Source organism: Mesorhizobium temperatum (assembly GCF_002284575.1).
Taxonomy (GTDB): Bacteria; Pseudomonadota; Alphaproteobacteria; order Rhizobiales; family Rhizobiaceae; genus Mesorhizobium; species Mesorhizobium temperatum.
Window position 1 is genome coordinate 1 of sequence record NZ_NPKJ01000042.1, and the last position, 20532, is coordinate 20532.

Genomic DNA, 20532 nt, shown 5'->3' on the forward strand with positions numbered 1-20532 from the left:
TTTTGTCACCGGCAAGCGTCGCGTGGTCGATGGCGACGCCGCCGGCGGAGGAGAAGCTGCCTGCCGCATCGAGGTTGAGCGGGCCGAGCCCCGCCTGGCGGGTCTGGCTGGTCTCGGCGCCGCTGAGCTGCGCCTCGAAACGAATGTCGGGGGCTGCCGACGGTCCCGTCACTTGCGCTGTTCCGCCGAGCGTGCCCGCGGCGTCGAGGCCGGGGGAAAAATCATTGGCAAGGGCGGCCGGCAGTGCGGAAAACTCTGCCGCGAGGTCGAGTGTCTGGCCGGCGGTGCCGGACACGGTCACCGATCCGCCGCCGACATCGAGCAGCAGCTTTTCGATGCTGGCCGTGCCATTGGCGATGCTCAGGGTCGACGGCTGCGCGACCGCCGCCTTGATGCCGCGAATGGTCGCTTCGCCCGAGGCGATCTCGACGCTTGTCGTGCCGTCCGCGATCTTCACCCTGCCTTNGCTTGTCGTGCCGTCCGCGATCTTCACCCTGCCTTCGGCCGTGGCCGGAATGCCGGCGACGGTGGCGCCGCCGGAAAAGCCTGTCCAGTCGCCGTCACGCTTCAAATCGACACCGATGCCGCTGATCACGGTGGCCCCCGAAGTGACCGTTTCAGCCTTGATCGTGCCGGAGATCGCCGGTGCCTTGAGATAGTTGGCAACCAGCGCCTTGACGGCGATGGTCTTTGCCGCCAGATCGCCGCGCGAAATAGACCCGCTCGTCAGATCGATCGCGACCGTCGGCGCGCCACCATCACTCGAGAGGCGGATGCTGCCCTGCACGTCGCCCGTCGCCGCCTGCCCGGCAAGCGCCGCCAGCGGGCCGATGTCAAGCGCTTCGAGTGCCAGCGTGCCAAGCGGCAGCAGGCTGTCTTCGAGAGCGAGATCACCCGAGACCTTGTTGTCGGCCAGCGACAAGCTAAGCCCGCTGAGGGAACGCTTTCCGTCACGCGTGATCAACGATGCCCTGAGATCGAGCGGCTGATCATCGACGGACCCGGTCAGTGAGACATCGGCAGCGGGATTGGCGATGTCGGCCTTGCCCGTCGCAGCCAGCTTGATCGTCTTGACCGTACGGCCCGACGCCGTCAGGCTGTCGCTGTCGGCCGAGACCGAGAAATCCGGCGCCGTGCGCGCGCCGCTCGCCGTCAGCGCGAAATCGACGGCCCCGCCGACCGGTACGCCAACCATCGGCGACAGCACCGAAACGTCGCCGAGCGTACCCTTGATGTCGGCCTGGATATCGGTGCCCGTCGCGCTGGCGGTGCCGCTGGCGCTGAGCGAGCCTGAAGTGAGTTGCAGCGCATTGGCGGCAAAGGAACCTTGCGGGTCACGGGTCGCGGTCGCCGAGAATGTCACGCGCTTGCCGAGAACCGGGCGGATCTGCGGCGGCAGCGCAGTCGAGACGGCATCGGCATTCATCTTGAGCGTCATCGCCAAATCGGCCAGCGTCACCCTGGACGTCACCGAGGCATTGAGCGCATCGCTGCGCAGCGTGCCTTGATCGACGACGATCTCGTCCTTGCTGACCGAGCCGGCGAGGTCCGCGGTCACCCTGCCGGTCACCAGCGGCGCCAGCGTCGCCACGTCGGTGTTCAGGCCGCCGGCTATAAGCTTGATGGTGACCGGTCCGCTGCGGTCCTGGATATCGAAGCCGTCGGAATGGATTTCAGCCGACAGATCGTCCACCCGCGTGCCGCCCGCCACCACCGAGACCAGCGACGCGCCGATGTCGACTATCGGCGCCTTGCCGCCGCCGAACGCGCGGGCCGTGGCGCCGGTGATCGCGACGGTCACCGGCTGCGCCGCGGTGCCGAGGCTCAGCACGATCGGTGGGCCCTTGGCGGCGAGCTCCACCGAAAGGTCGCTGGCGCCATTGGGGTCGATGATGCCGGCGGCCGTGCCATGCACGGCATCGCTGTCGATGCTGGCGCGCTCGACCTCGACGCCGCCGGTCACGATCGCGGTTCCGGCGAGGTCGAAGCTGGTCTTGCCGGCAAATAAGGACTTCAGATTGTCGGGCATGAAGCGCTGGAAGTCGCCGTCGCCCTTGGCCTCGACATAGTTGCCCTTATCGGTGAACTGATGGCGGCCGGTGAGCTGGGTGACGATCTGGCCGTCGACGACGAAGGTACCGATGCCGTTCCAGTTGGCGACCGGTCCAGTGCCGGTGACGACGATGTTGACCGGCGGCGCATCCGGCAAATTGAGCAGATTGGCGATGATGCCGCCGGCCGGCTCCGATGCCTTCAGATCGAGGTCGAGCTTGTTGTCGGCGGGCGCGAAATGGATGTTGGCGTCGACCTTGCCTTGCTTGCCGTCGTGGCGGGTGATGTTGAGGCTGGTTTCGAGCGCCAACGGCGCCGCATCGGCCTTGAACGCCCCCTTGGCCGCGAGCTCTGCGATACCGCTGCCGGCCAGCGCCTGCCCGACCGCGATTTCCGGCAGGTCGATCTGCTTGATGTCGAGCGACACCGGCAGGGTGGTTGCGCCACCTTGGCTCGGCTGGGTGCCGGCCACCGGCAGCCGCGCCAGCTCGATGCGATCGGCGGCGATGCGGCCGGCGCTGAAGTTTTTCGACAAAAGCGCTAGCGGCGACCAGTCGACGGCCACCTTGCGCGCCACCAGCCAGGCGCCCTGGCGATCCTCCAGCACCACATGATCGACAGTCAGCGCACCGGACCAGATGCCGTCGATGCCGCTGACTGTGACCTTCCGGTCATCGGTCGACGCCATGGTCGAGATGATGCCGGCGAGATTGTCGCGGCCGCGCTCGGTCTTGGTCAGCACGACGAGCGCACCGACCACCGCCGCCACCACGATGAGCAGCGTGAAAAGGACAATGCGGAGGATGCGCTTGACCATTGTCATCAGAACGCCTGCCCGATGCCGGCATAGATGCCGAAATGCGGGTCATCGGGACCCCGGTTGAGCGGCACCGCCGCATCGATGCGCAGCGGTCCGAACGGTGTAATATAGCGCAGGCCGACGCCGGCGCCGACCTGAATGTCGGAAAAATCCGGGAACTGCTTGGTCGAGACCGTGCCGGCATCGACGAACGGCACGACGCCGATCGTGTCGGTGATGGCGATGCGCATCTCGACCGAGGTCTCGAAGAAGGACAGCCCGCCGATCGGCTCTCCGTCGGCGTCCTTCGGACCGATGCCCTGATAGGCATAACCGCGCACCGAGCCGCCGCCGCCGGAATAGAAGCGCCGGTCGGCCGGAACATCCTGAAGGCCGGCACCGATGATCGAGCCGATGGCGACGCGTTCGGCCAAGACGAACTTCGAGGCCGCATCGAGCGACTGATATGCCGATCCTTCCCCTCTCAGCTTGACGAAGGCCGCGCCGTTCAAAATGTCGTAGCTCGGCTCGGCATAGGCCAGCGCCCTGAATCCGGTCGTCGGGTTCAGCCGGCTGTCGCGATTGTCGAAGACATATCGCAGCGGAACGCTGGCGATCAGATAGGTGTGCTTGCCGAAAGAGTCGGTGATCTTCGAATAGTCGAGCGCGACTTCCGCGGAAACCGTCTGCTGCCTGTCGAGTTCATAAGACAGGCCGGTGTTGCCCTTGACCGAGAAATGGTCGTAGGCGTCGGGATGCTCTAATACGGTGTTGACGCCGGCGAAGAATTTCGACGCCGGCCCGACGACGCCCGGCTTTTCGAACATGATGCCGGCATTGTAGTTAAGCTCGGTCAGCTCATTGCTGCCGATACCGCTGATTGCGCCCTCGATGCGCAGCTTTTCGGCACGGCCGAACAGGTTGCGGTGGCCCCAATAGCCTTCGAGGCCGAGCCCCTCGGTGTTGGAGAAGGTGCCGCCAAGGCCGAAATAGCGCGGCTTGCGCTCGCTCACTTCGACGCCGATCGGGATGTTGCCGTGGGCGTCGAGACCGTCGGCCTCCTTCAGCGTCACGCTGTTGAAGACTTCCAGCCCGAGCAGACGGTCGCGCGCTTCGTCGATCTCTTCAGGCGAATATTGGCGGCCGCGCTTCAGGCCGGTCATATATTCGGTGAAATCGCGGTCGACCTTTTCGGTGCCCTCGACCGTGGTGTCGCCGTAGCCGGCAACCGGCCCGGCCGCCACGGTCAGCGTTACGTCGAGCGTCGAGGTGGCGTGGTCGGCGACGATCTCGCGCTCCGTCACCTTGGCCAGCGGCCTGCCTTCCTCTTTGAGCGCCCGCACGATCGACGCCTCGGCCTTGAGCACGGCACCGGAACCGGCATCGCCGCCGGCGATCAGGCCGAAATCGGCGCCCGCCAGCCCCGCCGCATCGCCCTCCAGCCTGATGTCGCCAAGCGTGAATTTCGGCCCGGTCGCAATGTTGATCACCACCGGGATCGGCTGCGGACCCGAAAATTCGGCGTCGGGCGGCAAATCGTCGAGCGGCTTGCCTTCGATGGTGATGGTGACGACGCCCTCGTAGCGGGCGTCCGCGTAAAGTGCGGCGACAAGCTGGTCGCGGTCGCCACGCGCCTTGGCCAGCAGGCCGAGCGAACCAGAGACTGGACGTTCTTCGTCGTCCTTCAGCGCCGAGGCGTTTTCGAGCTTCTCGGCGAGGTCCTCGTCGGCGTCGGGGGCCTCGATGGTCACCGCATAGCGCAGCGGATCGACGATGTCGGCGTCTTCATCCTCTGACGATCCCCACAGCTTGATGCCGAAGATCTCGAAAGCGGCCGCATTTCCGCTCGCGGCAACCGATGCAGTCGAGCACAGCAAGGCGAAAAGCAGGGCGTGCGAAAGCACACGCCGTGGCGCGGTTCCTCCCGACATCTGCCTTTCATACGCCGACATTACAACTCTACACTAGCTGCCAAAGCTAAAATTGGAATGAAGTTCTGAATTGCTCGTAAAGGAGCCACAATCCAATTGTCTGAAATGGACAGGGCTTGGAATTCACACCTTCTGCGTCGCCGCAAGAATGCGTGATCCCTGTCCTATGGAGGTACTACCGGTCATCGGCCGGAAAGGAAACCGTTGGCAGGCGGAACCTGCCGCGTCCTCGTGTTGACAAGGCTGACTGAAGCTTGAACATGTCCGGACGTAACGTAAAGCAGTGTCTGGAGGGGTTTATGGCAATGCGCGCGGCTCGTGGTCTGTCGATTCTTTTCCTTCTCTTTTTCACCTGGAGCGGTGTCGCGCAAGCGGCCGAAGCGCGCCGGGTGGTGACGTCAGACAATTCCGATTATTTCGGCTTCGATCTCAGATCCGACCAGAATGTCAGCCTCGACCAGTGCAAGGCGACATGTCTCGGCGATCCCGCCTGCCGCGCCTTTACCTATAACCCCAAGGCCAAATGGTGTTTTCTCAAATCCGACTATAACACGCTGAAACCGTTCAAGGGCGCTGTCGCCGGCAAGGTCATCAATGTCGAAGGCGACCCCGATATCGGCGCGCCGCCGGAGCTCGCCTTCTTCCCCGCCTGGATGACCGACCAGGCCCAGCAATACCGCAACAGGCTCACCGGCCCGGCCTACACCAAGCCAACCGAAGGGCTGACGGCGCTGAGGGAGGCGGCCGAACAGGCGTCGCTGACCGGCGACCACCGCACGGCCATGCAGAGATACGAGGCTTTGGTTTCGGTATTGCCCGACGACGGCCAGCTCTGGTTCGAACTGGCGCAGGAAACACTCGCCGTGCAGCCGAGCGCCAACAGCGCGGAGGCATCGACCCTGCCGGCAAACGCCACCTCCGCCGGTTTCAACGCCTACAAATTGCTGCGCACCACCAAAACGCGCGCCGACGTGCTGGCGCTGCTTGGCGCCGCGCTTGATCGACGCGACCTCTCCCGCCCCGCCCTGCAGGCTTACGAAGCGAGCCTCGCGCTGGTCAATTCTCCGGCGGTCAAGGCCGACTATGAAGATTTGAAAGCCCGCAAGGGCTTCCGCGTCGTCGATCACACGGTCGAGGCCGACACCAGCGCGCCGCGCATCTGTGCGCAGTTTTCCGAGGACCTGGTCAAGACCGGTGTCGACTACTCGCAATTCGTCACCGTCGACAACGCCGCCCCCAAGGGCGTCGAGGCCAAGGACAAGCAGATCTGCGTCGAGGGGCTCGTGCACGGCCAGCATTACGACGTGACCTTCCGTCCCGGCCTGCCGGCCGCCATCGGCGAGGTGATCACCACCCCCGTGGTGCTGTCGATCTACGTGCAGGACCGCGCCCCGTCCGCCCGTTTCACCGGCGACAGCTTCGTGCTGCCTGCCGGCGCGCGCCGCGGCATTCCGGTCGTCACCGTCAACATGAGCGCCGCCGAAATGAAGCTCTACCGCATCGGCGACCGCTCGCTGACCCAGCTTCTGTCCGGCTACCAATTCCTGCGCCAGCTTGACGGCTACGACATCTCCAACATTTCCGATCAGATGGGCGAGCCGGTGTGGCAGGGCCGGCTCGGCATCGCCAACGACCTGAACAAGGAAGTCACCACCTCCTTCCCGGTCGACGAAGCGCTGCCGCAGCGCAAGCCCGGCGTCTATGTGCTGACCGCGCAGCCGGTCGATGAGAATGACAACGACTATGATTCGCGCGCCACACAATGGTTCGTCGTCTCCGATATCGGCCTGTCGACCTATACCGGGCAGGATGGGCTGAACGTCTTTGCCCGTTCGCTCGGAACCGCCAAGCCGATATCAGGTGCTGAACTGACGCTGCTGGCCAGGAACAATGAAATCCTTGGCACCGCAACCACGGACGCGGAAGGCCGCGCCGTCTTCAACCCTGGACTGACGCGCGGCGACGGCGGCATGGTCCCAGCCGTGCTGACAGCCAAGCAGGGTGACAGCGACTTCGTCTTCCTCGACATGGGCCGCGCCGGCTTCGATCTTTCCGATCGTGGCGTCACCGGGCGTCCGGCGCCGGGCGCGCTCGACGTCTATGCCTGGACCGAACGCGGCATCTACCGCGCCGGCGAGGACGTCCATGTCGCAGCACTTGCCCGCGATGGCGCCGCCAAGGCGGTCGAGAACCTGCCGCTGACCTTCATATTCACCCGTCCCGACGGCGTCGAGAACCGCCGCATCGTCAGCGATGGCGTGTCGGCTGGCGGCCATGCCGTCGACCTGCCGCTCGAACCCAACGCCATGCGCGGCACCTGGACGGTAGCGATCCACACCGACCCGAAGCAGGCGGCGGTCGCCAGCCAGATGTTCCTGGTCGAGGATTTCGTGCCGGATCGCATCGAGTTCGACCTGTCCTCCGACAAGCAGGAGATCGCGCAGGGCGAAACTGCCAACGTCACCGTCGACGGCCGCTTCCTTTATGGCGCGCCAGCCGCGGGGCTGGCGCTCGAAGGCGAACTGACGCTGTCGACCATCCGCGACTGGGACCGCTTCAAGGGCTATTCCTTCGGCCTCGCCGACGAGCAGTCAGCGGAACCGTCAGTCACGCCGTTCACCGGCCTGCCGGTGGTCGGTGAGGACGGCAAGGCGACCTTCCCGGTTTCCGTCGACCAGTTGCCCTCGACCACCAAGCTGGTCGATGCGAAGGTTACGGTCAGGATGCGCGAGACCGGCGGCCGCGCCGTCGAGCGCTCGCTCAACATCGGCATCCGGCCGCAGGGCCACATGATCGGCATCCGCCCCGATTTTGACGGCGACGAGGTGCCGCAAGGCGGCACGGCGAAGTTCGGCGTGATTGCCGTTGACCCCGACGGCAAGCGCGAGGCGCTGCAGGGCGCGCAATGGTCGCTGGTCAAGGTTGAACGCAATTACCAATGGTACCGCTCCAACAATTCCTGGAACTATGAGCCGGTCACCTTCACCAAGTCGGTGGCCAACGGCCAAGTCGACCTGACCGCCGACGGCGAGGCCACTGTGTCGCTGCCGGTCGACTGGGGCCGCTATCGGCTTGAGATCGAGACCTCGGACCCGGAAGGCCCGGCGACCAGCTACGAATTCGACGCCGGCTGGTATGTCAGCTCCACCACCACCGAAACGCCTGATGGCCTCGAGATCGCCCTCGACAAGGACAACTACGCCGCGGGCGAAGTGGCCAAGCTCAAAGTGTCGCCGCATTTTGCCGGCGAGCTGCTCGTCACTATCGGCGCCGACAAGCTCTTGAAGACCGTCACCGCCAGCGTGCCGGCCGGCGGCAGCACCATCGACATCCCGATCGGCGACGACTGGGGCGCCGGCGCTTATGTCACGGCAACGCTGTTCAGGCCGGGCGATGCGCAGGAAACGCGCATGCCGGCGCGCGCCATCGGCGTCAAATGGCTGAAGGTCGATCCGGGCTCCAAGAAGCTCGCCGTCACCTTGACGCCGCCGGACAAGACCATGCCGCGCCAGCAGCTGTCGATCCCGGTCTCGGTGGCCGGCGTGCAGCCGGGCGCCAACGCCTATGTCATGGTCGCGGCCGTCGACGTCGGCATCCTCAACCTGACCAATTACAAGATGCCGGATCCGGAAACCTGGTTCTTCGGGCAGCGCATGCTCGGCCTTGAAGTACGCGACCTCTACGGCCGTCTGATCGACGGCTCGCTGGGCACGTCAGGCAAGCTGCGCACCGGCGGCGACGGCGCCAACATACAATCGCAAGGCAGCCCGCCGACCGAAAAGCTGGTCGCCTTCTTCTCCGGTCCGGTCCAACTCGACGCCGACGGCAAGGCGCGGATCGACTTCGACATCCCGCAGTTCAACGGCACCGTGCGCGTCATGGCCGTCGCCTGGACCAAAGACGGGGTCGGCCATGCCCAGTCCGACGTGATCGTGCGCGATCCGGTGGTGATCACCGCCGGCTTGCCGCGCTTCCTGGCGCCCGACGATTCGGCCGTCATGCGGCTCGATGTCACCGACGCCGACGGTCCGGAGGGCGACTATGCACTGTCGATAAACACCACCGGCAATCTTTCGACCGGCAGTGCCACCCTGCCCGAAAAGCTGACGCTCGCCAAGGGCAAGCGGCAGACGCTGACCGTGCCGCTGATCGCCGAGACGCCGGGCAACGCCTCGATCACCATCAAACTCGCCCATGTCGACGGCACCGCTGTCGAGCAGACGCTCTATGTTCCGGTGCGGCCGGCGCAATTGCCGGTGACCACCCGCATGGTGGTCGACCTCAAGGGCAACGGCGGGTCGCTGCGCGTCGACAAGGAGCTGCTGGCGGCAAGCCTGCTCGACGGCGCTTCGGTCAGCGTCGGCGTTTCGCAGGCCGCGGCCTTCGACGTGCCGTCGCTCCTGATGACGCTCGACCGCTACCCCTATGGCTGCGCCGAGCAGACCACCAGCCGCGCCATGCCGCTTCTCTATGTCAACGAGATGGCGTCGGGCGTCGGCATGGCCAGCGACGCCGACCTGCACGGCCGCATCCAGGACGCCATCTACAAGGTGCTGAGCTACCAGGCCTCGGCCGGCAGCTTCGGCCTGTGGGGCCCGGGCTCCGGCGACCTGTGGCTCGACGCCTATGTCACCGATTTCCTGACCCGGACGCGCGAGCAGAAATACGACGTGCCGGCCCTGGCGATGAACCAGGCGCTGAGCAATCTGCAAAACGCGATCGGCTACGACCAGGACGTCAAGGATCGCGGCAGCGAGATCGCCTATGCGCTCTATGTGCTGGCCCGCAACAAGAAGGCCTCGATCGGCGATCTGCGCTACTATGCCGACACCCAGATCGAAGCCTTTACCAGCCCGATGGCTGTCGCCCAATTGGCGGCGGGCCTAGCGCTCTATGGCGATACGCAGCGCTCGGAAGCCACCTTCCAGGCCGCCCTGCAACTGGCCAGTTCAAGCTCGGCATACGACGACTACAGGTCCGATTATGGCTCGCCGCTGCGTGACGGCGCGGCGATGCTGGCGCTTGCCGCCGAATCGAAGCCGGTGCCGACGATCGTGCCGGCGCTGATCAAGCTGGTGACGCAGGAACGCGCCGCCGTCAGATGGACCAGCACGCAGGACGAGTCCTGGATGCTGCTCGCGGCCCGCGCACTGAAGGCCGGCAACGATTCGATCGCGCTGACTATCAATGGCGCGCCGCATGCCGGCGCCTATTCGGACCAGATCGCCGGCAGCGACATTGCCGACAGCCCGCTGACCGTCGCCAACACCGGCAGCAACCCGCTGCAGGCGGTCGTCACCACGGTGGCCTCGCCGATCCAGCCTCTGCCGGCCAGCGGCAACGGCTTCACCATCGGCCGCACCTACTACAAGCTCGACGGCACCGAAGCCAATGTCACGGAGGCGACCCAGAACGAACGTTATGTTGTCGTGCTCAAGGTCTACGAGCAGAACAAATGGCCGTCGCGGCTGGTGATCACCGATCTGCTGCCGGCCGGATTCGAAATCGACAATCCGGGCCTGGTTTCCAGCGCCCAGTTGTCGAACTTCTCCTGGCTGGCCCAGACCGACGCCGCCCATCTCGAATTCCGCGACGACCGTTTCGTCGCGGCTTTCAATCCGAACGATGGCGAAGGCGACCGCAACATCACGCTCGCCTATGTCGTGCGTGCGGTGACGCCGGGCACCTATGCCCACCCGGCGGCAACCGTCGAGGACATGTACCGGCCGCAATATTCGGCTCGCACCGCGACCGGCATGATGGAGGTCAAGGCGCCCTAAGGCGCCGACGGTGGCGAACAGGAACATGGCGATGGCACCTTCGCAAAGGATTTTGCCGATCTTCAGCGATGCAGAAAGGGAGCCGAGGTCGCGGCCGGCTCTCCCTTCTCCCCTTGTGGGAGAAGGTGGCCTCGCCCACGGGTCTTGCCTCCGGCAAGCCCGAGGACAGCGAGGTCGGATGAGGGGTGTTCCAGCTTGGCACCAATAGCGCTCTGGCCAGCACCCCTCAACCGTCTTGGCGCTGCGCGCCAATCCACCTTCTCCCACAAGGGGAGAAGGAAGAAGGGCGGCGCCATGCTTTCCAGAAAATTCCTGCGCCGGGCAGCCGTCACAGGTGCCTCCCTCGCCGGCCTTGCGGCAATCGCCGCCGCCACCCTCTGGCAGCTCGACCGCGCCTTTCCGCCGCCGCTGCCGGTCGCGCTAACGGTATCGACCGAAGTGCAGGACCGCGACGGCCAGCTGTTGCGGGCCTTCGCCACCCCGGACGGCTATTGGCGGCTCGCCACCCGCCTCGACCAGGTCGACAGACAGTTTGTCGACATGCTGGTCACTTACGAGGACAAGCGTTTCTGGAACCATGACGGCGTCGACGTGCTGGCGCTGGCCCGCGCCGCCGGCCAGTTCGCGACCAATGGCCGTATCGTCTCCGGCGGCTCGACGCTGTCGATGCAGCTCGCCCGGCTGACCGAGCCGCGCGACAGCCGCAGCCTCGGCTCGAAGGTCAAGCAGCTGCTTCGCGCCCTACAGATCGAGCGGCGGCTCACCAAGCGCGAGATCCTCGAACGCTATTTGACGCTGGCCCCCTATGGCGGCAATCTCGAAGGTGTGCGCGCCGCCTCGCTGGCCTATTTCGGCAAGGAGCCGAAGCGGCTGACCGTCTCGGAGGCGGCCCTGCTCGTCGCGCTGCCGCAACTGCCGGAAAAGCGCCGGCCCGACCGCAATCTCGCAATCGCTCACGCCGCCCGCGACCGGGTGCTGACGCGCATGGTCTCATCAGGCCTGCTTAGTGAACGCGAGGCCGCACGTGCCGCGCTCGACGACGTTTCCGCCATCCGCCGCACGCTGCCGGCGCTCGCTGCCCATGCCGCTTATGCGGTGCTGCCCAAGGCCGTCCCCGGCCAGTCGTTGCAACTGACGATCCGCAAAAGCGTCCAGGAAGGGCTGGAGCGGGTGGCCAGGGATGCTGCCGCCAGGCTCGGCCCCCGCCTGTCGGTCGCCATGGTGCTGGCCGACGCCCGCACCGGCGACATCCTTGGCGAGGTCGGCTCCGCCAATTTCTTCGACGCCAGCCGCTCCGGCTGGATCGACATGACCAGGATCGTCCGCTCGCCCGGTTCGACATTGAAACCGTTCATCTACGGGCTCGCCTTCGAGCAGGGACTGATCGCGCAGGAAACGCTGATCGACGACAGTCCGACGGATTTTTCCGGCTACCGGCCGAAGAATTTTGACATGGGTTACCAGGGCGACGTCAGCATCCGGCAGGCGCTGCAACTGTCTCTCAACGTGCCGGCGATCAGTGTGCTCGACGCGGTCGGGCCGGCGCGGCTGCTCGCGCGCTTCCGGCAGGCCGGCGTCACGCCGATCCTGCCCGTCAACAAGGCGCCGGGTCTCGCCATCGGCCTTGGTGGCGTCGGCGTGACGCTGCGCGACCTCGTCCAGCTCTATGCCGGGCTTGCCAATGGCGGCAAGGCACACACGCTGCATGACGGCACCGAGCCGGCGAATGCCAAACGCTCCACCGCTACCATCCTCGACGATCAGGCGAACTGGCAGATCACCGACATATTGTCGGGCGTCAAGCCGCCCGAGGGGGCCGCCAAGCGTGGTATCGCCTACAAGACCGGCACATCCTACGGCTACCGCGATGCCTGGTCGGTCGGTTTCGACGGGCGTTACGTGCTGGGCGTCTGGGTCGGCCGTCCAGATGCCGGCGCGGTGCCCGGCCTGTCCGGCTATGTCTCGGCCGCACCGATCCTGTTCGAGGGCTTTGTCCGCTCCGGCCTGGCTGCCGTGCCGCTGCCAAGCCAGCCGGCCGGCGTCGTCAGACCCAGGCGCGACGATCTGCCGGTGACATTGGCGCGCTTCGGCTCTGGCGCCGACGGGTTGGTCCAGGCAACGCCGACCGAGTCCGCGCCGACGATCATCTTTCCGCCCGACGGCGCCCGCGTCGATCTCGGCACCACCGCCGCCGACGCCACGCCGCTGGTGTTGAAGCTGCAAGGCGGCCGCGCGCCGTTCCGCTGGCTGGCCAACGGCAAGCCACTGGTCGGCATCGACCGGCGGCGCACCGCGACCTGGCAGCCGGACGGCGCCGGCTATTCGACCCTGACCGTGATCGACGCGGTCGGGCGCGCAGCCAGCGTGAAAGTGTTCGTTGAATAGAACGCGCCAAAGGGGATAGCAGGATATTCACCCCATGCCTGTTCCGAGGCACCCCCTCTGGCCTGCCGGCCAGAGGGGGGTGTGCCGAAGCGCGTCTTCCGCAAGGTCGCCATCGTCCTGCCAATTATGCGCGCGGGCCATTTCCAAAGCAGCGCTTCAATTTTCTCGTCGCCGCCGACTGAACACACGCTCGCACCACATTCAGCCATTGCCGAGGCGCGACCGGTCTCTAGATAGGTCGCTTCATGAGCCCGGATTCCGCACGGCAGCGTTGCGAGGAAAGAATTTCCTCATGAGGCCAAAGGTCGGCGAAAAATTGCTTCACAAGGCCAAAAAAAGCAACATTGATTGCATCTAATTTCTACCAATTCAGTAGATTGAGGTGATCTCAACGGAGGCGGAAATGACCAATCCTCATTTCAGGAAACTGCTCGGCGCACTGGTTGCCACATCTGTCCAGTTCGGCACGCTCGGTTTCGCGTTTGCCGATACCACCATCCTCAACGTGTCCTATGACCCGACGCGTGAGCTGTACAAGCAATTCGACGAGGCCTTCGCCGCCCACTGGCAGGCCGAGACCGGCGAGACTGTAACCGTCCAGCAGTCGCATGGCGGGTCGGGCGCGCAGGCCCGCGCCGTGATCGACGGCCTCGACGCCGACGTGGTGACGCTGGCGCTCGAAGGCGACATCAACGCCATCGTCGAGAAATCGAAGAAGATCAATCCCGACTGGCGGACCAAGTTCGAGAACAATTCGGCGCCCTACACGTCGACCATCATCTTCCTCGTCCGCAAGGGCAACCCGAAAGGCATCCAGGACTGGGGCGATCTGGTCAAGGACGACGTCCAGGTGATCACGCCGAACCCCAAGACCTCGGGCGGCGCACGCTGGAACTATCTCGCCGCCTGGGCCTATGCCAACGCCAAGGATGGCGGTGACGAGGCCAAGACCAAGGAATTCGTCGGCAATCTGTACTCTCATGTTCCGGTGCTCGACACCGGCGCGCGCGGCGCGACCGTGACCTTCGCGCAAAAGGGGCTGGGCGACGTGCTGCTGGCCTGGGAAAACGAGGCTTATCTGGCGCTCGACGAATTCGGCGCCGACAATTTCGATATCGTCTACCCGCCGACCTCGATCCTGGCGGAGCCGCCGGTCGCCGTGGTCGACGCCAATGTCGATGCCAAGGACACGCGAAAAGTCGCTGAAGCCTATCTAGGCTATCTCTACTCCAAGGAAGGCCAGACGCTGATCGCCAAGAACCACTATCGTCCGTCGAAGCCCGATTTGGTGCCAGCGGAGGACCTCGCCAAACTGCCTGAAATCAAGCTGATCACCATCGACGATCCGCTTTTTGGCGGTTGGAAGAAGGCGCAGCCTTACCATTTCGGCGACGGTGGTATATTCGACCAGATCTACAAGCCAGCCCAGTAAGACAGTAAGCCAGACTCTAGATCGGGACGACATGACCACAGCACCCGCCAAGGCGGGGTGGCGGTTCAGACAGCCGAGCGTCATTCCGGGTTTCGGATTGACGCTCGGCTTCTCGCTTGCCTACCTCACGCTCATCATCCTTATTCCCCTGTCGGGGCTGATCTGGCGATCGGCCGCGCTCGGCTGGGCCGATTTCTGGGCGATCGCTACCGACCGCCGCACCATCAACGCGCTTGAAATCAGCTTCGGCACCGCCTTCATTGCCGCCATGGTGAATGTCGTCTTTGGCACGATCGTCGCCTGGGTGCTGGTGCGCTACAGCTTTCCTGGCCGCCGCATCGTCGATGCCATGGTCGACCTGCCCTTCGCGCTGCCGACGGCGGTTGCCGGCATCGCGCTGACCACGCTCTACGCGCCGAATGGCTGGCTCGGCAGCCTGCTGGCGCCGCTCGGCATCAAGGTCGCCTACACGCCGCTCGGCATTGTCATCGCGCTGATCTTCATCGGCCTGCCTTTTGTCGTGCGCACCGTCCAGCCGATCATGGAAGAGATCGACAAGGAGGTCGAAGAAGTGGCCGCCACGCTCGGCGCCAATCGCTTCCAGACCATCGCCCGGGTTCTGCTTCCGGGCCTGGCGCCTGCCATCGTCACCGGTTTCGCGCTGGCTTTCGCGCGCGGCGTCGGCGAGTACGGCTCCGTCATCTTCATCGCCGGCAATCTGCCCTACAAATCCGAAATCGCGCCGCTTCTGATCGTCATCCGGCTGGAGGAATACAATTATGCGGCGGCGACCGCGATCGCGGCGATCATGCTCGCTTTGTCGTTCGTGATGCTGCTGGTCATCAACCTGGTGCAGACGTGGAGCCGCAAGCGCTATGGCTGATCCGGAGATCAAATCCTACGCACCGCACCACGAAAGCCTGTCGGCGGCGGTGACTGAAAGCCGCCCGGCGAAAGCCGTGCTGATGATCGTGAGCTTTGCCTTCCTCGGCATTTTCCTGCTGTTGCCGCTGATCGTCGTCTTCAACGAAGCCTTCGCAAAGGGCCTCAGTGCCTATACGGAGGCGCTGACCAACCTCGACACGCGCTCGGCGATTCACCTGACACTGCTGGTGGCGGCGATCTCGGTGCCGCTCAACATCGTCTTCGGCATCTCCGCCGCCTGGGCGATCGCCAAGTTCGAGTTCAAGGGCAAGGCCTTCCTGACCACGCTCATCGACCTGCCATTTTCGGTCTCGCCGGTCATTTCCGGGCTGGTCTATGTGCTGTTGTTCGGCGCGCAAGGCCTGCTCGGTGCCTGGCTGAAGGCGCATGGCATCGTCATCCTCTTTGCCGTGCCGGGCATCGTGCTCGCCACCATCTTCGTTACCTTCCCCTTCGTCGCCCGCGAACTGATCCCCTTGATGCAGGAACAGGGCAATGGCGACGAGGAGGCGGCGCTGTCGCTCGGCGCCAATGGCTGGCAGGCCTTCTGGTACGTGACGCTGCCCAACGTCAAATGGGGGCTGCTCTACGGCGTTCTGTTGTGCAATGCCCGCGCCATGGGCGAGTTCGGCGCGGTCTCCGTCGTGTCGGGCCACATACGCGGGCTGACCAACACCATGCCGCTGCATGTCGAAATCCTCTATAACGAGTACAATGCCGCCGCCGCCTTCGCCGTCGCCTCGCTGCTTGCGGGTCTGGCGCTCGTCACGCTGGTCTTGAAAACACTTCTCGAAATGCGCTACGGCGCCGAGATCGCCGCGACGCGCGGACACTGAAAAAAGGGACGGTTGATGGAAGTTCGCGTTGCCAACGTGCGCAAGGAGTTTGAACGGTTTCCGGCCCTCCACGACGTTTCGCTCGACATCAAGTCCGGCGAGTTGATCGCGCTGCTCGGGCCTTCCGGTTCCGGCAAGACGACGCTGCTCAGGCTGATAGCCGGGCTGGAGCGGCCGACGAAAGGAAAGATCTTCTTTGGCGAGGAGGATGCGTCGCAAAAGTCGATCCAGGAGCGCAATGTCGGCTTCGTTTTCCAGCATTATGCGCTTTTTCGCCATATGACGGTCGCCGACAATATCGGCTTCGGCTTAAAAGTTCGGCACGGGCCGTCACGGCCGTCGGCGCAGGAAATCCGCCGCCGTGCCTCCGAGCTTCTCGACCTCGTCCAGCTTTCAGGCTTGGAAAAGCGCTATCCGGCGCAGCTTTCGGGCGGCCAGCGCCAGCGTGTGGCGCTTGCCCGCGCGATGGCGATCGAACCGGCCGTGCTTTTGCTCGACGAGCCGTTCGGCGCGCTCGATGCCCAGGTCCGCCGCGAGTTGCGCCGTTGGCTGCGCGAAATCCACGACGCCACCGGCCACACTACGGTCTTCGTCACCCATGACCAGGAAGAGGCGCTGGAGCTTGCCGACCGCGTGGTGGTGATGAGCCAGGGCAGCATCGAGCAGATCGGTACCGCCGATGAAATCTACGACACGCCGAACTCGCCCTTCGTCTACGGCTTTATCGGTGAATCGAGCGCGCTTCCCGTCAAGGTCGAGGACGGTCAGGTCTGGATCGCCGACCGCCCGATCGGGCTTCCCGCGCCGCATGCACCGCGGGGCGAAGCGACGCTGTTCTTCCGCCCGCATGATGTCGACCTGGTGGACGAATGCAACGGCTGCATCGCCGGCACGGTCGCCGCCAGCCGCCGCGTCGCCGGCACCAGGCGGGTGGAGCTCGAAATCGGCGGCGAGCGCCAGCGGATCGAGATCGAGCTGCCCGTCGACCATCCGGCGGCGCAGAAAAGCCGGGTGGCGTTCCGGCCGCGACGGTGGAAGCTTTTCCCGGCTGCTTAGCCACAAGGCGATTGTGAGTCCGGGCTGATGACGGTCGCCTCTCTCATGCTGAGCGACATCGACTACCTTTCAACGCGCCTTTAGCGAGAGCACCAGGGTCATCGGATTTCTCGGGGAAGCCGCAAAGCCGTAGTGCTCATAGAAGGCTTTCGCTTCAGCCGATATGGCATGAACAAAAATACCGCGAATCCCGAGGATCGTCGCGGCATGGCCAGTGCGCAGAACGGCGTCTTGCAAGAGCGCTGCGCCTAGCCCCTTCCCTTGCCAGCTTGCGTCCACGGCGAGACGCCCAAGCACAGCCATAGGAACGGGATCCGGCATGTTGCGGCGAATGGCGCCTGGCGCTTCCGCAAGATCAAGCCCACCCGAGGACAGACAGTAGTAGCCTACAACGCGCACGCCTTCCGTTACCACATAAGTGCGCGAGGCGCCGCTGACCTGGTTGGCCCGCGCCCTGCGACGAAGCCATTGATCCAGGCTCTCGGTCCCGCTTTGGAAAAGTTCGAGATCGTGGTTGTCGGCAAGAGGCGTGGGCGCCGACAGCATCAGCCCTGCCAGGGCTTGGGCGCATTCATAAGGCGTGCAAAACCTTCACCGCTCGGTGGCTCATCAAGGATGTCGAGATAATGCTGGTAACTCTCGGGATCGACCTTGATAAGCGCTTGGTCGAGCAGCGTGTCCTCGGCCGCGCGGTAGGCGGCATCGATCATAAAGTCGGAGCGGGTTTTCCCGCGTATTTTCGCGGCGCGGTCAATCAGAATGCGCACATCCTCTCGGATGCGCAGATTGACAGGCTTGGCGTGGGTCTCAGGTGTGGTCTTTGTCATGAAGGGCTCCTCTTTCCACCGTAGCACTTCACATACACAATGTGTATCTATTTCATTGCCTCGCTAGGAAGGGTGATTTGGAAAAGCACCGGCAGCGTCGGCAAAACACGCCGAAATGCATCCGCTTGGAAGAAAATCCTAGCAGTGGGCTGTTTCGGCAACGCTTTTTCTCACAGCAACGCCATAGATCCGGCTTGCATGCCTCGTCGCGTCGGGCATCGCCCGATTATCCTGCGGCATTCGACAAACAGCCTTTCAGGGAGCCTGTTTTCATGAAGCGATTTTTGCTTGGCGTCGCCACATTGACCGGCCTGTTCCTGGCATCCTCCCAAGCCTGGTCGGCCGACAGACTGCTGAACGCGTCCTACGATGTCGGCCGCGAATTGTTTGCGCAGGTCAACAAGGCCTTCATATCAGAGCACCCCGGCGTGGCCATCGATCAGTCGCATGCCGGGACGTCGGCACAGGCGCGTGCCATCGCCGAAGGCCTCGGCGCCGATGTCGTCACCTTCAATCAGGTCCTCGACATCGACTTCCTGGTCTCGAAGGGTCTTATTTCCGCCGACTGGCAGAAGGACTTCCCCGACAACGCCTCGCCCTTCTATTCGCTGCCGTCCTTCCTGGTGCGCGCCGGCAACCCGAAGAACATCAAGGATTGGGACGATCTCGTGCGCGACGACGTGCAGGTGATCTTCCCCAATCCGAAAACGTCTGGCAATGCGCGCTACACCTATCTCGCGGCAACTGCCTACGCCAAGGAGGCCTTCAAGGGCGACGACGCCAAGGTGAAGGAATTCGTCACCAAGCTGTTCAACAACGTGCCGATCTTCGACTCTGGCGGGCGCGCCGCGACCACCACCTTCGTGCAGCGTGAGATCGGCGACGTGCTGATCACCTTCGAGTCGGAAACGCGGGGCGTCCGCAGGGAGTATGGCGATGACAAGTTCGAGCAGGTGACGCCCTCGGTCAGCCTGCTGGCGGAATTTCCGGTGGCGATCGTCGACACGGTCGCCGACGAGCATGGCACGCGTGACCTCGCCAAGACCTATCTCGACTTCCTCTACACGCCGCAGGGCCAGGACATCGCCGCCCGCAACGGCCTGCGGGCTCGCGACGCGGCGGTCGCCACCAAATACAAGGCCGACTTTCCCGATATCCGGCTGCTGACGGTGGAAGATGTCTTCGGCGGCTGGGCCAAGATCCAGGCCGAGCATTTCGCAGCGGGCGGACTGCTTGACCAGACTTATGGCAGCCGCTGAAGCAAGCAATCTTCGAACTTGATAAGAAAGCCGGCTTTGCCGGCTTTCTTCGTTTTCACGCATTTTGGGCGCACCATCCAAAACGTCACGAAGAATCAATGGGTTTGTGCCTACCGTGCCATCAGACGGCTTGTTTTCGCGAAACTGCATCGCGCGACCAAAACGTCATGATTTACACACAAACAACCGCCAGATGCGGGCGGTTGGGGTTTCATGAACTGAATCGGGCATGCTTACCAAAAAAGGCAAATACGGCCTCAAGGCCCTCGTGCATCTGTCAGGCTTGCCGGTCGGTCAGCTCGCATTCGTCAACGACATTGCGGTCGCCAACAACATTCCGAAGAAATTCCTGGATGCCATTCTGGGCGAATTGCGCAATGCCGGCTTCGTCCAGAGCCGCAAGGGCAAGGAAGGCGGCTATCGCCTCGCCCGGCCGGCCTCCGAGATCAGGATCGGCCATGTCGTGCGTGTCCTCGACGGGCCGCTGGCGCCGATCCCTTGCGCCAGCCGCACCCAATATCAACGCTGCGAGGATTGCGACGAAGCGACATGCCAGGTCCGGAACATGATGCTGGAGGTGCGCCAGGCGATCGCCGAGGTGCTGGACAATCGCAGCCTCGCCGCGATGCGCGATGCCGACAATGACGATTTTCCAGCCGAACTGACGTCGCAGATCTGATCAGGCGCCCCTGAAGCGGATCCGCGCCAGTGTACCTCTCATGAATTCGTCTCGAACAGGCTCACGACGTCGCCGACAATGTCGGCGATCGGGCGCGTCGCATCGAGCGTCAATGCGTGCTCGTCGGCTGCCGGCGCTTCAAGCGTGGCGAACTGGCTGTCGACCAGGCTTGCCGGCATGAAATGGCCCTGGCGGGAGCCGACACGCTGCTTTGCGGTCGCGGGATCGATTTCCAGATAGAGGAAAACGATGTCCTGGCAAAAGCCGCGCAGACGCTCGCGGTAGCTGCGCTTCAGCGCCGAACAGGCGGCGACCAGGCCCTGCCCATCGCCGACCGATCCCGCAATGCGCCGGCCGATCGCGTCGAGCCAACCTTCGCGCAATGCGTCGGTCAGCGGCTCGCCGCGTGCCATACGCGCGACGTTTTCCGGCGGATGCAGCCGGTCGCCCTCGACGAAGATGACACCTAACGCTGCGGCCAGCGCTTCGCCGACGGCCGACTTGCCACAGCCGGCGACGCCCATCACCACGACGGCCGGCGCGGACCGAACCGGATCCCTCTGCATTTGTGC

12 protein-coding genes are annotated in these 20532 nt (G+C 64.3%); 8 read left to right on the top strand and 4 right to left on the bottom strand.

Going from position 1 to position 20532, the window contains the following annotated elements; genetic code table 11:
* Positions 1-2874 precede the first annotated feature (2874 nt).
* Complete coding sequence (locus CIT26_RS13685; RefSeq protein ID WP_095493084.1) at positions 2875-4803, bottom strand: autotransporter assembly complex protein TamA; 1929 nt, start codon at positions 4801-4803, stop codon at positions 2875-2877.
* A 278-nt stretch (positions 4804-5081) separates the two neighbouring features.
* Here CIT26_RS13685 and CIT26_RS13690 point away from each other — a divergent pair, with 278 nt between their 5' ends.
* From CIT26_RS13690 to CIT26_RS13715, 6 genes are all read left to right on the top strand, one after another.
* The gene (locus CIT26_RS13690) at positions 5082-10562 is read left to right on the top strand and encodes an alpha-2-macroglobulin family protein (RefSeq protein WP_095493085.1); all 5481 of its coding nucleotides are present in this window, start codon (positions 5082-5084) and stop codon (positions 10560-10562) included.
* A gap of 294 nt (positions 10563-10856) precedes the next feature.
* Positions 10857-12947: a penicillin-binding protein 1C gene (gene pbpC, locus CIT26_RS13695; RefSeq protein WP_095493086.1), complete on the top strand. Its 2091-nt coding sequence runs from the start codon at positions 10857-10859 to the stop codon at positions 12945-12947.
* A 403-nt stretch (positions 12948-13350) separates the two neighbouring features.
* A complete protein-coding gene (locus CIT26_RS13700) occupies positions 13351-14379 on the top strand; it encodes a sulfate ABC transporter substrate-binding protein (protein WP_095493087.1) in 1029 nt (342 codons plus the stop codon).
* Positions 14380-14410: 31 nt separating this feature from the next.
* Complete coding sequence (gene cysT, locus CIT26_RS13705; protein WP_095493088.1) at positions 14411-15262, top strand: sulfate ABC transporter permease subunit CysT; 852 nt, start codon at positions 14411-14413, stop codon at positions 15260-15262.
* Positions 15255-16139, top strand: coding sequence for a sulfate ABC transporter permease subunit CysW (cysW, locus tag CIT26_RS13710; protein ID WP_095493089.1), 885 nt, complete (start codon positions 15255-15257; stop codon positions 16137-16139). The genes cysT and cysW overlap by 8 nt, the downstream gene beginning before the upstream one ends.
* A 15-nt stretch (positions 16140-16154) precedes the next feature.
* Positions 16155-17195, top strand: coding sequence for a sulfate/molybdate ABC transporter ATP-binding protein (locus tag CIT26_RS13715; RefSeq protein WP_095493090.1), 1041 nt, complete (start codon positions 16155-16157; stop codon positions 17193-17195).
* A gap of 69 nt (positions 17196-17264) precedes the next feature.
* Here the strand turns inward: CIT26_RS13715 and CIT26_RS13720 are convergent, their stop codons facing one another.
* Positions 17265-17741 carry a GNAT family N-acetyltransferase gene (locus tag CIT26_RS13720; RefSeq protein WP_095493091.1) on the bottom strand — a complete coding sequence of 159 codons (477 nt, stop codon included), beginning with the start codon at positions 17739-17741 and terminating at the stop codon, positions 17265-17267.
* On the bottom strand, positions 17741-18022 hold the full coding sequence (locus CIT26_RS13725; protein WP_095493092.1) for a type II toxin-antitoxin system TacA family antitoxin: 282 nt from the start codon (positions 18020-18022) through the stop codon (positions 17741-17743). Before CIT26_RS13725 ends, CIT26_RS13720 begins: the two co-directional genes overlap by 1 nt.
* A gap of 272 nt (positions 18023-18294) precedes the next feature.
* Between CIT26_RS13725 and CIT26_RS13730 the strand changes: the two genes are divergently transcribed.
* Entirely contained in the window at positions 18295-19281 is a 987-nt protein-coding gene (locus tag CIT26_RS13730) for a sulfate ABC transporter substrate-binding protein (protein WP_095493161.1), read from the top strand.
* Positions 19282-19510: 229 nt separating this feature from the next.
* Entirely contained in the window at positions 19511-19960 is a 450-nt protein-coding gene (locus tag CIT26_RS13735; protein ID WP_095493093.1) for an RrF2 family transcriptional regulator, read from the top strand.
* Positions 19961-19998: 38 nt separating this feature from the next.
* On the opposite strand, the gene CIT26_RS13740 is transcribed toward CIT26_RS13735, so the two are convergent.
* Positions 19999-20526, bottom strand: coding sequence for a gluconokinase (locus tag CIT26_RS13740; RefSeq protein WP_095493094.1), 528 nt, complete (start codon positions 20524-20526; stop codon positions 19999-20001).
* Positions 20527-20532 lie beyond the last annotated feature (6 nt).

Excerpts from the sequence above, each read along its gene's own strand:
- CIT26_RS13740 (WP_095493094.1), bottom strand. The coding sequence starts at position 20,526 with ATGCAGAGGGATCCGGTTCGGTCCGCGCCGGCCGTCGTGGTGATGGGC.
- pbpC (WP_095493086.1), top strand. The coding sequence starts at position 10,857 with ATGCTTTCCAGAAAATTCCTGCGCCGGGCAGCCGTCACAGGTGCCTCC.
- cysW (WP_095493089.1), top strand. The coding sequence starts at position 15,255 with ATGGCTGATCCGGAGATCAAATCCTACGCACCGCACCACGAAAGCCTG.
- CIT26_RS13685 (WP_095493084.1), bottom strand. The coding sequence starts at position 4,803 with ATGTCGGCGTATGAAAGGCAGATGTCGGGAGGAACCGCGCCACGGCGT.
- CIT26_RS13735 (WP_095493093.1), top strand. The coding sequence starts at position 19,511 with ATGCTTACCAAAAAAGGCAAATACGGCCTCAAGGCCCTCGTGCATCTG.
- CIT26_RS13700 (WP_095493087.1), top strand. The coding sequence starts at position 13,351 with ATGACCAATCCTCATTTCAGGAAACTGCTCGGCGCACTGGTTGCCACA.
- cysT (WP_095493088.1), top strand. The coding sequence starts at position 14,411 with ATGACCACAGCACCCGCCAAGGCGGGGTGGCGGTTCAGACAGCCGAGC.
- CIT26_RS13715 (WP_095493090.1), top strand. The coding sequence starts at position 16,155 with ATGGAAGTTCGCGTTGCCAACGTGCGCAAGGAGTTTGAACGGTTTCCG.
- CIT26_RS13725 (WP_095493092.1), bottom strand. The coding sequence starts at position 18,022 with ATGACAAAGACCACACCTGAGACCCACGCCAAGCCTGTCAATCTGCGC.
- CIT26_RS13730 (WP_095493161.1), top strand. The coding sequence starts at position 18,295 with ATGAAGCGATTTTTGCTTGGCGTCGCCACATTGACCGGCCTGTTCCTG.
- CIT26_RS13720 (WP_095493091.1), bottom strand. The coding sequence starts at position 17,741 with ATGCTGTCGGCGCCCACGCCTCTTGCCGACAACCACGATCTCGAACTT.
- CIT26_RS13690 (WP_095493085.1), top strand. The coding sequence starts at position 5,082 with ATGGCAATGCGCGCGGCTCGTGGTCTGTCGATTCTTTTCCTTCTCTTT.